General features: G+C 55.7%; 10 protein-coding genes. 7 read left to right on the plus strand and 3 right to left on the minus strand.

Annotated features, from left to right (window positions below; translation table 11 throughout):
• The 6 genes from DQG23_RS34925 to DQG23_RS34950 form a co-directional block, all read left to right on the plus strand.
• Window positions 1–880, plus strand: an 880-nt coding sequence (locus DQG23_RS34925; protein ID WP_420330268.1) for a polysaccharide deacetylase family protein, incomplete at its 5' end; no start/stop codon positions are given.
• Window positions 881–941: 61 nt separating this feature from the next.
• A complete protein-coding gene (locus DQG23_RS34930; RefSeq protein ID WP_420330269.1) occupies window positions 942–1,691 on the plus strand; it encodes a polysaccharide deacetylase family protein in 750 nt (249 codons plus the stop codon).
• A gap of 109 nt (window positions 1,692–1,800) precedes the next feature.
• Window positions 1,801–2,676 carry an SMP-30/gluconolactonase/LRE family protein gene (locus DQG23_RS34935; protein ID WP_113035680.1) on the plus strand — a complete coding sequence of 292 codons (876 nt, stop codon included), beginning with the start codon at window positions 1,801–1,803 and terminating at the stop codon, window positions 2,674–2,676.
• A 269-nt stretch (window positions 2,677–2,945) separates the two neighbouring features.
• Window positions 2,946–4,574 carry a diguanylate cyclase gene (locus tag DQG23_RS34940; protein ID WP_113035681.1) on the plus strand — a complete coding sequence of 543 codons (1,629 nt, stop codon included), beginning with the start codon at window positions 2,946–2,948 and terminating at the stop codon, window positions 4,572–4,574.
• Between the two features lie 20 nt (window positions 4,575–4,594).
• On the plus strand, window positions 4,595–4,960 hold the full coding sequence (locus DQG23_RS34945; RefSeq protein WP_113035682.1) for a response regulator transcription factor: 366 nt from the start codon (window positions 4,595–4,597) through the stop codon (window positions 4,958–4,960).
• The gene (locus DQG23_RS34950) at window positions 4,953–7,817 is read left to right on the plus strand and encodes an ATP-binding protein (RefSeq protein WP_113035683.1); all 2,865 of its coding nucleotides are present in this window, start codon (window positions 4,953–4,955) and stop codon (window positions 7,815–7,817) included. Before DQG23_RS34945 ends, DQG23_RS34950 begins: the two co-directional genes overlap by 8 nt.
• Window positions 7,818–8,087: 270 nt before the next feature.
• On the opposite strand, the gene DQG23_RS43620 is transcribed toward DQG23_RS34950, so the two are convergent.
• From DQG23_RS43620 to DQG23_RS34965, 3 genes are all read right to left on the minus strand, one after another.
• Entirely contained in the window at window positions 8,088–9,920 is a 1,833-nt protein-coding gene (locus DQG23_RS43620) for a glycosyltransferase family 2 protein (RefSeq protein WP_113035684.1), read from the minus strand.
• Between the two features lie 97 nt (window positions 9,921–10,017).
• Window positions 10,018–12,429 (minus strand): S-layer homology domain-containing protein, encoded by a 2,412-nt coding sequence (locus DQG23_RS43535; protein WP_113035685.1) that lies wholly within the window; start codon window positions 12,427–12,429, stop codon window positions 10,018–10,020.
• A 345-nt stretch (window positions 12,430–12,774) separates the two neighbouring features.
• On the minus strand, window positions 12,775–13,641 hold the full coding sequence (locus DQG23_RS34965) for a helix-turn-helix transcriptional regulator (RefSeq protein ID WP_113035686.1): 867 nt from the start codon (window positions 13,639–13,641) through the stop codon (window positions 12,775–12,777).
• 376 nt (window positions 13,642–14,017) lie between these two features.
• On the opposite strand from DQG23_RS34965, the gene DQG23_RS34970 reads away from it, so the two are divergent.
• Window positions 14,018–15,991, plus strand: a complete 1,974-nt coding sequence (locus DQG23_RS34970) for a beta-galactosidase trimerization domain-containing protein (RefSeq protein WP_113035687.1) — start codon at window positions 14,018–14,020, stop codon at window positions 15,989–15,991.
• The last annotated feature ends 138 nt before the right edge of the window (window positions 15,992–16,129 follow it).

The following is a 16,129-nucleotide window of genomic DNA, read 5'->3' on the forward strand; positions in this document are numbered from 1 at the left end:
GGGCGGCGAACCGCAGCCGGCGCCTTTGCCGCAGGCGCCCACGCCCGCGCCGGCAGCCACGCCGGTGCCGGCGGCGCCAAGCGCGGCTGCCGTCATGCCGCCGGCGCCTACGGCGCAGCGCAAGGCGGAGCCGCAGCCGGCGGGCCGCGGCAAGGGACCGGCGGCCTCGGTCAAGCGCGCGGCTCCCCCGCCCGAGCCTGCGCCGAAGCCGGCCTCGCGCAGCTTGTCGCTTAGCGAGCTCGCGCAGATGTATCCGGACACGTTCAAACGGTATGGTCCGACAAATAAGCGGCAAGTCGCGCTCACGTTCGACGATGCGCCCGACGCCAAATATACGCCGCAGGTGCTCGACGTCTTGAAGGCGCATAAGGTTAAAGCGACGTTTTTCCTTGTCGGCCATCGCGCCACGCTGCATCCGGAGCTTGTCAAACGTATGGTTCGCGAAGGTCATGCGATAGGCAATCATTCGTATAACCACCCGAATTTCGCCAAGCTTTCGCTGGAGAGCTTTACGCAGCAGATCGAGCAAACGCAAAACATATTAAAACCTTTGATCGGTTACAGCCCCCGCCTGATCCGCCCTCCCTACGGAGAGATCAAGCAGGAGCAGCTGGAATGGGCCGCTGCCCGGCATATGATGGTCGTGAATTGGAACGTGGATTCGAATGACTGGAAACAGCTTGATGCGGACCATGTTTCGGCTAATATTTTGACTCACGCGGGTCCCGGGGCCATCGTCTTGCAGCATTCAGGAGGCGGGGTCGGCCAAGATTTATCCGGAACCGTCAAGGCTTTGCCCGGAATCATCCAGAAGCTTCGCTCCTACGGCCTGAATCTCGTCACCGTACCCGAGCTGCTCGGTATTCCGAAGGAAAACTGATCTAAGCGCCGGCTGTCCGTCAGCCGGTATCCATGCATATCTGGGGGTGTTTCAGTTGCCTTTGTTTCAATGGACCGCTGCCATAAGCTGTCTGGCCGCCATTCTGTTCTCGCAAGCTCCGGCTAACGGACGCGAATATTACGAATCGCGGGGCGATATCGTCTGGGAGGTCCCCACGGCGGATAAGCTGATTGCCCTGACCTTCGATGACGGGCCGGATCCCAAGCAGACACCGAAAATACTCGATATTTTAAAGCAATATGACGCTAAAGCGACCTTTTTCGTAGTAGGCAAACGCGTCGATCTTTATCCCGACATCGTTCGGCGCGAGCTGGCGGAGGGGCATGAGCTGGCGAATCACACGTTTACGCACCCTTACTTCCAAGGGAAGGTATCGGTCGAACGGCTGCAGCAGGAAATCGATTCCACCCACAAATCCATCAAAAAAGCGACGGGCACTTCGCCGCATCTGTTCCGGCCTCCCGGCGGCTACTACAATCAAACGATGGTTCACGTGACCAAAAAGCTCGGTTATCTAGTCGTACTCTGGTCGTGGCATCAAGATACGGTTGACTGGAACAGGCCCGGCGTCGGCAAAATCGTCAATAAAGTATTGAACAACGCGCGAAACGGCGACATCGTTCTTTTTCACGATTTCGTCGAGGGCCGGACCCAGACGGTTGCCGCGCTCGAAAAAATTATGCCGGAACTATCCAAGCGAGGTTATAAATTCGTCACCGTTTCCGAGCTGCTCAAGCACCGGAAGCTTGATCCCGCTCCTTTGAAGTCCGATCCGGCTCCATTAAAGTAGTGCCGATTCTTTCTCAAAACAGCCGCAATTCGGATATACCCGTCCGCCTTTTTCTTGTATAATACAGGCAGAGTCCATGTATAGCAGAAAAAGGAAGGGGAAGGTAAGGATGGAACCGGTGCAAGTGGTTTTGGATGCAAAGGTTATGCTTGGCGAAGGGCCGAGCTGGGAGTCCGACGGCAAGCGATTGTATTGGGTGGATATCGTAGGAAAGCAGCTCCACGTATACGACCCGCAGACGGATAGCGACGAGGCGTTCGATATCGGTCAAATGATCGGCGCCGTCGTACCGCGTAAATCGGGAGGCGTCGTTCTGGCGCTGCAAAACGGCTTCCATACATACGATTTCGAAACGAAACAGCTGACCCTGATCGGCGATCCGGAAGAAGGCATTTCGAATACCCGCTTCAACGACGGCAAATGCGACGCCGCCGGACGTTTCTGGGCGGGAACGATGAGTATGGACGGCACGCCCGGGCTCGGCTCGCTGTATTGTCTCGATACCGACGGAAGCATCCGCAAGGTATTCGGGAATGTAACGTGCTCGAACGGAATCGCTTGGAATCCGGACAACACCGTCATGTACTACATCGACTCTCCGACAAGGCAAGTCGTCGCTTACGATTTCGAACTGGCGACAGGCAGCTTGAGCAATCCGCGCGTAGCCGTGCAGCTCTCGGAGGATGACGGCGTTCCCGACGGCATGACGTCCGACGAAGATGGCATGCTCTGGGTGGCCGTCTGGGGCGGCTGGCGCGTCTCGCGGTACAATCCCGCGACAGGCGAGCAGCTTACTAAAGTAGACGTGCCGGCCGAGCAATCCTCGTCCTGCGCTTTTGCCGGCGAGGGGCTTGACGTGCTGTATATCACTTCGGCACGGACCGGCATCAGCGAGGAAGGGCTTGCCGCACAGCCGCTGGCAGGCGGACTCTTCCGCGTCAAGACGGATGTGAAAGGCGCGCCGACCTACGCTTACGGCGGTTAACAGAAGAAGGCTTCCTTCGCCTGACGGCAGGGAGGCCTTCTTTTTTTTGGTATTCATACACGTTTCGACACCGCATGTCGGATTTCCGCAAATGGATATGGACAGCTTCCACGGCGAATGAGATACTACTAAAAGCCCCCTAAAAAATGACGCGATACTCTCCAAAGCTCAGCACGAATCGCTTTCGGAGACCCCTGAATTGCAGTACCGCGAAACTCGATATTATCCGACATTTTATGTTTTTTTAAAGTTATAGAGGTGATCATTCGATGCAGAAATACCAAGAGCATTTGCTTAAATCTGTCCGCGATCAGCTGGATGAATGGCTGGACGGCGCAACGCCTGTCCCTCGCGAGCAAGTATACCGGCTTGTCCATTCGATCAAAGGGACATCGGCTACAGTCGGACTGAACGTACTTCATGAGATCGCGGCTTCGCTCCTGGACACGCTGGAGACGGATCTCCGGCAAGAATGGGACAAGTCCGACCTGCGGGGACTTTTCTACGAAATGGCGGTTTCCATCAGCGCGCCGCTTTCGAGCGAAGACGCCGCGGACGCTGCCGCGCCTATATATACGGCAGCCGAAGAATCGGCGGATCGGCCGCTGGTCGTCGTTTTGGACAATGACCCGGCGCTGCTCATGACGCTCAAAGACGAGCTGGAGGAGCAAGGCTGGATCGTGCTGGCAACGGTCGATCCCAAGAAAGCGGTCACTTACATGCACGAGCAATATCCGGATTGTTTCATTACGGATCTGCATCTTCCGGAAACGGACGGATTCCAAGTCATCGAAACGCTGCTGGAAAAAGTAAGGAAGCAGCTTATACCGACGACGGTTATTAGCGACGATACCGCTCGGGAAACCCGCTTGGCGGTATACCGGATGGGCGCCGACGATTTCATGAACAAGCCGCTCGATCTGGAGGAGCTTGTCATCCGGATCGGCAGACAGCTCGAACGCAAAAAATGGCTCGACAACGTGCTTTTCATCGACGAGCTGACCGGGGCTTACAACCGGAAATATATGTCGGACGCGTATGCGCGATTATCGTCGGAGCTGGGACGCAGCCGAGAAGCCTTCTCGATCGCCGTGCTCGATCTGGACTTTTTTAAACATGTGAACGATACATACGGACATCTAGTAGGCGATGCGGTTCTTGCCGGCTTCGCCGGATTTATCCGCTCGCACAAACGCGTTTCGGACGTTCTTGTCCGTTACGGCGGCGAGGAGTTCGTCCTGCTGCTGCCGGGCACCGGAGCCGAGGAAGCGAAGCTTCTGCTGGAGCGCATGCTTGGACAGTTTTCCCGGCTGCGCTTCGACAGCCACCTCGGACCTTTCTCCGTCACGTTCTCCGGCGGCGTCGTCCAAGTGTTCGAGGGCCGCGAACCGCTTGAGGTTTGGATCAAGAAGGCCGACCAAGCGCTTTACCAAGCCAAAAACAACGGCCGCTCCCGAATCGAGCTGGCCAGCGAAGCTGCGCTCGTAAACGCCAAGAAGAAACTGAAGGCCGCCATCGTCGACGACGATGCCGTCATCCGCGAGATGGTCGCCGAGTACTTGATTTCCCGCTTCGAGCCCGAGCTCGACGTCGATTTGCGCACGTTCCGCGACGGCGAAACGTTCCTCGATGACAACTGGCATAGCGGCTCCGATCCGGTCCTTGTCATTTTGGACGGGATCATGCCGGGAATCGACGGGATCGATGTGCTGCAGCAGCTTCGCGCGGCTCCGCTCGGCGAGCGTTATATGATCATTATGCTGACAGGGCGCAAAGGCGAGCAAAACATCGTCAAAGCGCTGCAGCTCGGAGCAGACGATTACGTGACCAAGCCGTTCAGCTTCCGCGAGCTTGAAGTGCGCATCGAGCGGCTCGTCCGGAGATCGGTTCAAGGATAAACAAGAAGGAGGAATCTCATATGGCTGCTATTTTACTTGCAGAGGATGAAGCCGTTCTGCGCATGCTGATCACCGACACGCTGGAGGACGAAGGCTACGAAATCGACGTCGCCTGCGACGGACAAGAGGCGCTTGCGATGATCGAAAAGAACGATTACCGGCTCATCATCCTCGACTATATGATGCCGAAGATGACCGGTCTGGAGGTCATCCCGAAGGTACGAAGCCTGCCTGACCGCAAGCACGCCAAAATACTCATGCTTTCCGCCAAAACGCAGCAATCCGAGCAGGATCGCGTCATGGCCGCCGGCGCGGACGATTTCATGCCGAAGCCGTTCAGCCCCATGGAGCTCGTACGCAGAGTGGAGGAGCTGCTGAATGCCTAGCGTGTTCAAACGCATAAGACAGAGCTTATACCGCCGGATTACGGCGATGATGCTCGTTTTTCTTGCGCTTGTATTCATTGGCAGCGGACTCGTGACCTGGTCGTTTTACGGGACGGTCAGCCGCTACCAGACGGACATCGAGATCGCAGACCACAAGCAGGAGCTGGTTGATGCGATCGCGCAGCATGCCAATCAAATCATTTTCCGGGCGCGCGCCTACTACATATTCCTGAACGCCAAAGAGTACGACGAGCTTTTCAATGAAAAGCTGCTTCTCGAGCAATCGATCGCAGACTTCAATCGGCTTTCGCTGAGCCCCGAGGAGAAAGATTTGGCCGATTCGGTCGGCAACTTTTTTAAGACCTATTTCAGCGAATCGTTCCCGAAGGCCGCCGCGCTCGCGGAGAAGAACGATTATGCCGCGCTTCGCACCTATCAGTCGAACGGCGTTATTACCGAGGTCGAGAGGATGCTGGAATACGCCGAAGATTACAAGCATAGAAGCAATGCGGCAAATAAGGCGCAAAATAAGGAACTGATGAACAGCCTTTCATCGCAAGCAATCATCTTTTTCGCGTTTATCGGAGGCGTCCTGCTGGTCTCGCTCGTCGTTATACAGCGGATGGCCAAAGACGCGGGAGCCCCGTTAAGCCGGTTGACGGAGGCTGCGGACAAGGTCGCCCAAGGCGAATTTATCGACATCGAGCCGCTTGCCCGAGACGATGAAATCGGCCGCTTGTCCCGCTCGTTTCAGTATATGGTTGTGCAAATCAACAGCAAAGAAGAGGAGCTGCTGGCGCAAAACGAGGAGCTGCAAGCCCAGCAGGCGGAGCTGCAGATGCAGCAGGACGAGCTTCAGCAAGCGATCGTCAAAATGGAACAAAACGAGCGCTACCTCGAACGCAGAAACCGGCTGATCCTCTCCCTTTCCAATACTTTGGACAAGCAGGAGCTGCTTACAAGCATTATCAAAACGACCGTCGAGGTATCGGAAACGGACAAAGGGCTGATCGTGCTGCTAAACAATGAACGCGATTATGCAGCCTTCGGCATTTCCGAACGGATGGCGAAGCAGGGCGTCGCGAGTCTCGAGGACAGCTTGCTCGCCCGGGTCATCGAAACACGTCTTCCCTACGTGCTTGAACGTAGCTGCAACTCCGCCGAACAAGGCTATCACGAGGAATCATATCGCTCTTATGATCTATTCGTACCGATTTTGAACGGGCAGGATACCGCGATCGCCTGCCTCATTTTAACGCGTGTCGGCAGACCGATCACGAAGCAGGAAGAAACGGAAATGGCCGGCATGGCGCGGCAAATATCGCTGTCCTTCGAAAAGCTGGATATGTTCGAGGCGTCCGAAAAACAGAGGCTGCTCACCCAGAACATCCTCAATACGATTCAAGAAGGCGTCCATCTAATCGATATCGAGGGCGGTTCGGTGCAATTCAACCGCATGATGGCCGACCTTTGGGGATTGTCGGACGATGCCGGCTTGACCGGCGTCTCCTTCGATGCGTTTGAGAGCCATCTGTCCGAACGCGTCAAGGACAGCGTCGCGCTGCAGCACTTCATCAAAGACCGAATTCACGAACGCGGCGGGAAGAACGCCTCGAACGCCAAAAGCATGATATATGAGATTAGCGGAGCCTCACCGCGAATTATTCGCGTCTATCACGAGCCGCTTTACTGGGGAACGGAACGCTTCGGCACGTTGTTCGTCCATCGCGACATTACGAGCGAGTACGAAGTCGACCAAATGAAATCGGAGTTCGTAAGCACGGTAAGCCATGAACTGCGGACGCCGCTCGCCAGCGTGCTCGGCTTTACCGAGCTCCTGCTGTATAAAGAGCTGAAGCCCGAGAGACAGCGTAAATATTTGTCGACGATCCATCAGGAAGCGCAGCGTTTGACCGGATTGATCAACGATTTTCTGGATTTGCAGCGAATGGAGTCGGGCAAGCAAAACTACGTTTTTCAAGAGGTCGATTTGCTGCCGATCGTGGAGAACGTGATCGAGCTCCAGAACGTGAACGCATCGCTTCATCGCTTCGAAATCGTGCGGCAGACCGACAAATCCGTCGTATGGGGCGATCCGGACAAAATCAGGCAGGTATTTACGAATATGGTAGGCAACGCGGTAAAATATTCGCCGAACGGCGGTCTAGTCCAAATCGTTTACAAGCAATCCGGAGACAGTCTGGTGATCGAGCTATCGGACGAGGGACTCGGCATTCCGGAGGACGCCTTATCCAAGCTTTTCAGCAAGTTTTACCGCATCGACAATTCGGACCGCAGAGAAATCGGCGGCACGGGTCTCGGGCTTGCGATCGTGAAAGAAATCATGCTGGCGCATCAAGGGGAAATCGCGGTTGCATCCGAATACGGCAGAGGAAGCACCTTCTCTTTGCGTTTTCCGCTTCCCCGTATGCAGGAGCCTTCCCATTCGCTATCCGACGATAGCCGGGCCGGGGATATTCGCGTGCTGATCATCGAAGACGACTATCACCTCTCCGAGCTGCTCAAGGTCGAGCTGGAGGAACAGGGTTTCCACGTATTCTCCTATGCGAACGGCGAGGAGGCCCTGCAGCAGATGGAGCAAATCCGTCCGGACATCGTGGTCGTCGACATTATTCTCAAGAACAGCATCGACGGTTGGACGATCGTAAGCGAATTGAAACGGGACGAGCGCTACAGCCGCATCCCGATATTCATCTCCAGCGCTTTCGAGGAAAAAGAGAAGGGAGCCGAGCTTGGCGCCCAAGGCTATCTGATTAAGCCGTATCAGCCGCATCTGCTCTCCGAAGCGATTTTCCAAACGTTTCGGGACTTCAAAAAAGCGGGCCGGCAAGATTAACAGCTGCCGATCGGTTTGTCTGTGACTGGAGCTACGTTATCTGCGCGCGTTCCGGATTCCACCGCTCGCGGGTTGGCCGGCTTGGGGTGACCAGTTCTTCGGATTGTCATTCGGTTCCCGCCGCTGAAACTCCTTGAATAACGCGGTTAAACACTTTTGGATGTCATTCCTGATGACGACGTCTTTCATCCATCAACACAAAAAACCGTCCGACAGACCAAGCGGCCTATCGGACGGTTTTTTTGTGTTGACGATTTGTCGGAAAAAGTGTTATCCGGCAGCCGCAGCCGACATATCGGCAAAATACTTCCGGTTGGCAAGCACCCGTTCGTCGTTCGGAATGAAGCCTGCCGCAAGCTCATTGTGCCGATTGGCAAGCTCACGCTCGCCCAGCCGATCGTAGCAAACGCATAGCTGTAAATGCGGCAGCCAGGTCCAGCACGCATGCTGCAGGATGGCGCCCGTATTCGCCGGCTTGCTTAATTCGGTAGCCAGCTTATACCAAATGACGGCTCCCGCGTAATCCTGCTCCGACATGTGCAGAAAACCGAGCCTGCAGCAGCCTTCCGCTCGCGGGTTGGCGTAAGAGAAAGCTTGCAGCGCCATTTGCTTGGCTTCGCGGATGCGTCCCAGCTGCTGAAGGCAATCCGAAGCGCGTCCGCAAGCGGAAATGTTATCCTCCACCCAGCCTTCGCCGAGCCGGAGAAATTCCTCGTACTTGGCATGAGCACGTTCCCACTGCTTATGATCGGCAAGCTCGTTTGCAAAATAATACAGGTCGCGTGGAGAGAAATCCTCGCCCGCTTCCAGGCGGCCCTCATAAATATTTAAATTGCGCGATGAATCGGTATGCTTTCTATCATGCGTCACGGCAATGTCGGCGTAGAGAATTTTCCCGTATACCTCCAAATACTCGTGTACGGCGCCGACCCAGCGGAAATTGCGGCTTCTGCGGACAAGACGGTTTCTTCGCAGGCTCGATGCCACATTGCCGTATTCATCCTTGCGCAGATGGTAGTGCATCGACACCGACTCTGTATCCCAAGGCAGCGAGGCTGCCAGCGTCCGGAGCTTCTCCGCATCTTCCGGCAGCAGAACGTCGTCCGCGTCCAGCCACAAAATAAACTCCTTCGTCGCCAAACGGAAAGCAAAATTGCGCGCCTTCGCAAAATCGTTGACCCATTCGAAATCGGCTATCCGATCGGCAAACTTGGCAGCGATTTCTTTGGTTCTGTCCGTCGAGCCCGTATCCACAATGACGATCTCGTCAACGACATCGCGAACGCTCGACAAGCAGCGCTCCAACGTCTGTTCCTCGTTCTTGACGATCATGCATAGGCTGATGGAAACCTGCCTTTTCCAATTGAAAAGCGCCTTCGGCAAATCGAAGCCCCATTTATCAAAAGCGGCTTGTTTATTGGCGGACAGCTGCTTCCAATACCAGTCGGGATCCTCCGGAAATAATGCGGGCGGCTGCATGTAACGGACGAAGCAGTCCTGAGCGATGTACAGGTTATAGCCGGCCTGCAGAGCGCGGTAACACAAATCGTCGTCTTCATACGACTCCAATAAAAAGCGTTCGTCGAACCCGCCCAGCTTATCGAACGCCTCTTTGTTAACCATCAGCAGCATGCTCAGCAAACGTGTCACCTGCCGCGCATCGCCCTGTTTGGCCAGCAGCAGCCTTCTTGCGGAACGGTCGAATTTCTCCATCGTTTCGCCTGGAAAAGGAGCGTTCTGCCAGCCGCTTACATTATGGCTTAAAGGCCCCACCATCGCCGCGTCCGGATGCCGATCCATGCACTCCGACAAGCATTCGAGCCATTGCTCGGAAACGATGCTGTGGTCACGCATAAAGACAAGACGCTCGCCGGAAGCCGCGGCCGCCCCCATATTGTAGCCTGCAGCCACTCCTACTCTCTGCGGCGTCTCCAGCGTGCGGACCGGGGCGTTCGTCTGCCCCAGGATGGTCGCGATGTCTTTCGAACCGCCGTCGTTCACGACGATTAGTTCGAACGGCTCTGCCGTAAATAACCGAATGCTGGCCAGGCAATGCTTGAATAGGCTTGCGTGCTGAGCCAGGACAATAATGCTAGTATTCATTGTAGTCCTCCTGCTGCCGAATGGAATGGGAGACCCCTCAGATTGGCAAAGCGGTCTGAGGGGGATTTCATGGATAAAAGATTCCGCGGCGTTTTCTTTAGTTACCCAGTCGAATGATCGTCAGCTTGCCTGAAGTTACGTTAACCTGCATTGGATTGTCAAAGATCTGCAGGTTAACCCAGCCGGATGACATTATCCTTACAATTCCCGTATAGGTATAACTAGTTTTAGAGACAGGGTTAATTACAGCGTAATAGGTACCGCCTACATAGATTCCAAAACCGGCATCCCCTCCGCTAGTGTTTACTTCATACTGGATATAATAGTTGCCTGGAGTAACGCTGAAGCCGTTCCCTCCCTGGACGACACTCGAGGAGTCCATTGGAATTATATTGTCTCCAATCGGTATCGAAGGCATGGGATCAGAATTGATATTGCCGGCTAGTAAATTGCTAAATGCGTAATCATTTACACCTGGAGCGCCTGTCGCCCCGGTCACACCGGTTGCTCCTGTCACACCTGTTGCACCTGTGTCACCTGTCGCACCTGTGTCACCTGTCGGACCTGTTGCGCCCGTTACACCCGTTGCTCCTGTCACACCAGTTGCTCCGTCTGCTCCCGTTACTCCAGTCGCCCCGGTCACACCGGTTGCTCCGGTTGCTCCAGTTGCTCCGTCTGCTCCCGTTACTCCGGTCGCCCCGGTCACACCGGTTGCTCCGGTTGCACCAGTTGCTCCGTCTGCTCCTGTTACTCCGGTCGCCCCTGTCACACCGGTTGCTCCCGTTTCACCGCTTGCTCCTGTCGCTCCAGTCACACCTATTGCTCCCGTGTCACCGGTTGCTCCCGTTACTCCCTGTGATCCTGTCGCTCCGGTTGCACCTGTTTCACCACTTGCTCCGGTTGCACCTGTTGCTCCTGTTTCACCGCTTGCTCCTGTCGCTCCGGTTGCTCCCGTTTCACCGCTTGCTCCTGTCGCTCCGGTTGCTCCCGTTTCACCGCTTGCTCCGGTCGAACCGGTTGCTCCCGTTTCGCCACTTGCTCCGGTCGCACCAGTCACACCGGTTGCTCCCGTTTCGCCTGTCGGGCCGGTGGCTCCCGTTTTACCTGTCGGGCCGGTGGCTCCCATTTCACCTGTGTCACCTATGGCTCCAGTCACACCCGGCGCTCCGGTCTCTCCCTTTTCTCCGGTTGCTCCTGTCACCCCGGTTGCACCCGTCGTTCCGGTTGCTCCCGTTTCGCCTGTCGCACCCGTGACTCCGGTTGCACCCGTGCCGCCTGTCGCACCAGTCGCTCCTGTTTCACCCGTGACTCCGGTTGCTCCCGTGCCGCCTGTCGCACCAGTCGCTCCCGTTTCACCCGTGACGCCAGTTGCTCCCGTGCCGCCTGTCGATCCTGTGTTACCTGTCGTCCCAGTTGCTCCTGTCTCCCCGGTAACTCCGTCTGCACCCGTTCCTCCGGTCGCCCCAGTTATGCCCGGCGCTCCTCCCGGGCCTTGGTCGCCTTTCAATCCAGTTCCCGTCGGACCAGTCGCTCCCGTAGCGCCCGTCGCTCCCGTAGCGCCTGTAGGTCCTTGCGGACCTGTCGCACCTTTTTCGCCTTGCTTGGCTATTGTCGGCTTAAGTGAGATAACGTCGGTTACCTCGACCATGTAAGCTTGCTGTCCCTTATAAACGACCGATACGGGCTGGCCGGCCTTAAGCTCGGAGGCTTCCATCGTTTCGGACGAAAATTTCCCGTAAAATACGGTATCGGCATTCCACGCAAACGTTTTGCTGCTGCCGCCGGCTGCAACGGTTATGCTCTTGTCGTCGGCTGCCGTCAGCAAACCGTAAGCGACGCGTTCTTCCTTCACGCTGTCCGCTTTTATCACATAGGGCAGCGTGTTGCTCAGCAAAGCCGCCATCTGCGAGCGGGTTACGAGCTCTTGCGGCTTGAACGTATTATCGGAGAAGCCCTGAACGATCGTCAGCCTCGCGGCTGCGTTCACGTAGCCCAGAAACGCCGGAGTTATGATCCTACCGTCGGCAAAAGCCGAGACTTGGCTAGAAAGCGCAGCGGCATCACCCTCCCGATCGATCGCACGAACGACAAGCTTGGCGATCCACTCGCGTTTGGCGGCTTGGCGGCCCCACAGCTCATTCGTGTTCTCGCCGAGTTCCTTAACGTCGACCAGACCATGCTCTACCGCCACTTGCATGTACGGCTTCGCCCAATCGTCGGCCGGCAGTGAATTCCCTCCTGCGGTTGCGTCGCTTTCAAGCCCCAACAAACGAACGGCCATAACGACGGCTTCCTGATGCGTCACGTTGCTCTCCGGGTTGAAAAGTCCGTTGCCGCTTCCTTCGATAATATCGAGCAGCGCCATCTTGGCTATGTACTTCTGCGCCCACGGAACGCTGCTGGTATCGGTAAACGGAGAATTGGCGGCAGCCGCTACCATTTGTGCGGATTGGTTAAACAACACGAGCATACTCATTCCCGCTACGGCAATACGGGATTTGTCCTTCATCTCACTTCCTCCTTTTCATTGTGACTGGCATGTTTGATTGCTTGACGGAATGCATGTATCCCGGGTTTTTCTAAGCTGCGCTCGACACATTCCGCTTCGCTTCACGGTTTTGTCGCTAAGAACTTCATTATTCGACAAAAACAACCATGAACACCCTACCATACTCCTCTTAACAAATACTTAACCCGGTGAAATAGAACGAAAGACCCGCATTTCCCATGCCGAAATACCTATATAGAACGTCTTCACAAAAAAACACCGTTTGATGCTTGGTCGGCATCGAACGGTGTTTTTTATCAGAGTGGTCAGACATGCGGCACGATCGGCCTCCTTTTCCGCGCGGAGCTATTTCCGGTGCTTAAGCTCGCGATACCGGCCAGGCGGCATGCCGGTCATTTTACGGAACAGCCGGATTAAATAGTTCGCGCTGTCGAAGCCGACTTGTTCGGCGATTTCCTGAACGGTCAGCGAGGTGTTCTCAAGAAGCGACTTGGCCTTGCCGATCCGTAAATGATGGAGGTACTGCAGCGGCGTCATCCCTGTATGCTTCTTGAGGCAGCGCGTGATGTAATCGAATTGAAAGTGAAGCGCCTCCTCCATCGTCTCGCCGCGAAAAGGCTGCGCTCCCAACTGCTGCAAGTAATCCATCGCAAGCCGGCAAACGGCCGCGGACCGCGACGATTGGCGCATCCTTACGGCGTCCTGCATCAGCGTCAGCAGTTCCGCCAGCAGCGCGTGCACCTGCAGGGCGTGCTCCAGCACGAAAGACTGATGGAGCTCGATCAGCCTGTCCAATACGGCTGTCATCGGGGCCAGATCGACACGTGCCATTTTGGGCAAATACATGAACTGCTCCGATGGACTTACGTCGAAATCCCCCCCTTTGCGCAGCACGTACGGCCAAGACACTTCATCGCCGGATAGCGTTCGGACAGGCGCTGAGTGAATGAAATGCACCCAATATACATCTGTCGGCTCGATCGAGGGCCGGTGCCCGAAATGGGTTCGGTTCGGCTCAAGGACGAGCATATGGCCGGCTTCGACGGCAAACTCCCGCCCATCCTCCGTCATATATAGCGCGCCGTTCCTGACGAAAAGCACATCGTACACATCGAACGTACGCGTAAAATGCTGCATCCCCGGCTTCCATTCCGCATGCCCGACCGTAATGAATTGCGGCAGCGGCGGGATGCGCAGCTCCAAACATTCCATGACAGGCCACCTCCCTTGACGTCTGCTTACCATATCCCCATTGTACATGATAGAAAGTCGATATTGTGCTATTTCGAATCGTTTTTGTGCCTGTTTGCTTGATTGCCGAAAAGTTATCTTGGAGAAGAGTGCTTTGCAATCAAACGTATCCAAACGAGAGAGCGAGCGAAGGGACGACAGTGGTCTTTCCATCGCTATGCAGCACCGCAACACGCCGGGAGGAGCGCACATTGTAAAGCACCCCGGCTATTTCATCACCATTTTCAGCCCCCGCGCGTGACCGGCTGGGAGACGTTTTGACGTTCAACCATACATCGCAGAAAAGACGACACCAAGAACGGAGCAGCAAAATTCAGACCAAAAGGAGCGATATTAGATGCGTTTTAGACAAGTTCATCTCGATTTTCATACATCGGAGGCAATTCCCGGTATCGGCTCGCATTTCGATAAAAAGCAATTCCAAGATATGCTGAAGACCGGCTATGTCGATTCGATTACCGTATTCTCCAAGTGCCATCACGGCTGGTCATACCATCCCACGCAAGCGAACATCATGCATCCCGGCCTGTCCTTCGACTTGCTGAAGGCCATGATCGAGGCGGCGCACGAGATCGGCGTCAAAACCCCGGTGTACATATCCGCAGGGCTTGACGAGAAAACCGCCGTTCAGCATCCGGAATGGCTGATTCGCAGCAAAGAGGACCGCACCAACTGGGTCGGCGACTTTTTGAGCCCCGGCTATCATCAGTTTTGCTTAAACTCCCCCTACCTTGACCTTTTGATCGCTCAAGTGGAGGAAGTCGCTGCGAATTATGATGCGGACGGCATTTTTCTCGATATCGTCGGCGTACGGGAGTGCTACTGCCATACGTGCATCGCGCAAATCCGCAAAGAAGGCGGGGATCCGCGCAACATCGAAACGGTTCGCTCTCTCGGAGAACGCACCTATGCGAACTATACGAATCGGGTCAAGCAGGCAATCGAAGCGATCAAGCCGGGCATGCCAATCTTCCATAACGGCGGGCATATCCGCCGCGGGCGGCGCGATCTCGCGCACATGAACACCCATCTTGAGCTTGAATCTCTTCCTACCGGCGGCTGGGGCTACGATCACTTTCCATTATCCGCACGTTATGCCCAAACGTTAGGGATGGATTTCCTTGGCATGACCGGTAAATTCCATACTACTTGGGGCGAGTTTGGCGGCTACAAGCATCCTAATGCGCTCCGATACGAGGCAGCCCTCAGCATAGCGAACGGAGCCCGTTGCTCGATAGGCGACCAGCTTCATCCCGCAGGGCTGATGGACACGGCTACCTACGAACTGATCGGCGCAGCTTACCGGGAAGTTGCAGAGAAGGAAGCATGGTGTGTCAACGTGCGGAACATCGCCGATGTAGCTCTGCTTTCAGTCGAAGCAGTCGTTCCCCCCGAGGAGCTCGGAGATGCCAAAACCGGCGATGCCGATGCAGGCGCGGTAAGAATGCTGCTCGAAGGAAACATCCTGTTCGACGTCATCGATATGAATGCCGACTTCAGCAGCTACAAGGTCGTCATTTTGCCCGACGCCATCCCGGTAGACGACGCGCTCAAGCGCAAGCTTGACAGCTTCTTCGAGCAGGGCGGCAAAGTACTGGCTACAGGGCGCTCCGGTCTTGCAAAAGGAGGCGATTCGTTCGCGATCGATCTGGGCGTGCGGCGGCTATCGGATAATCCTTACCAGCCGGACTACTACCGGCCAACCGAAGCGCTTCCGGCGCTCGGCTCCGCCGCATTTATCATGTACGGTCGCGGACAGCGCATAGAGCTGACGAACGGAACGGCACTGGGCTTCCGCGAAGACCCGTATTTCAACCGCGAAGCTTTCGCTTTCTGCTCGCATCAGCATACACCGAACAGCGCGCGCAACGGCGGACCCGGCATGGCGGAATCGGCGAACGGAATTTATATCGCATGGGACATGTTTACGGATTACGCCACGAAAGGCAGTCTCGCGTTGAAGGAAATCGTGCTGTACGCGCTGCATCGACTGCTGCCGAGCGCAACGATGCGCGCCTCATTGCCGGCTCAAGGCATCGCCACTCTGCAGGAGCAACCGGAAGAACGGCGTTACGTGAATCACCTGCTATACGCCTCCCCTGTGCGGCGCGGAGCCAAAGTCGAAGTCATCGAGGACATTCTGCCGGTTCACGATGTCAACGTAGAGCTGCGTCTGCCGCACTCTGTCCGGCAAGTTTACTTGGCGCCGCAAATGACCCCGCTTCCGTTCGAGCAAACGGACGGAACCGTACGTTACACAGTGCCCAAGCTGGAATGCCATCAAATGATCGTGCTCGATTATGAAACTTAAGCTTTCTCGAAACGGCTCTTCCTGACATTGCTCGCCGACAACGAATACCCTTAATTAGATGAAACGGGGCTGTCCCAAAAGTCGTTTTCGGAGTTTTCGGCACCCACTTCACACGTGAATTCGTGTAACAAATGAACC

This window comes from Paenibacillus contaminans (assembly GCF_003285015.1).
In the GTDB taxonomy this organism is placed as follows: Bacteria; Bacillota; Bacilli; order Paenibacillales; family NBRC-103111; genus Paenibacillus_V; species Paenibacillus_V contaminans.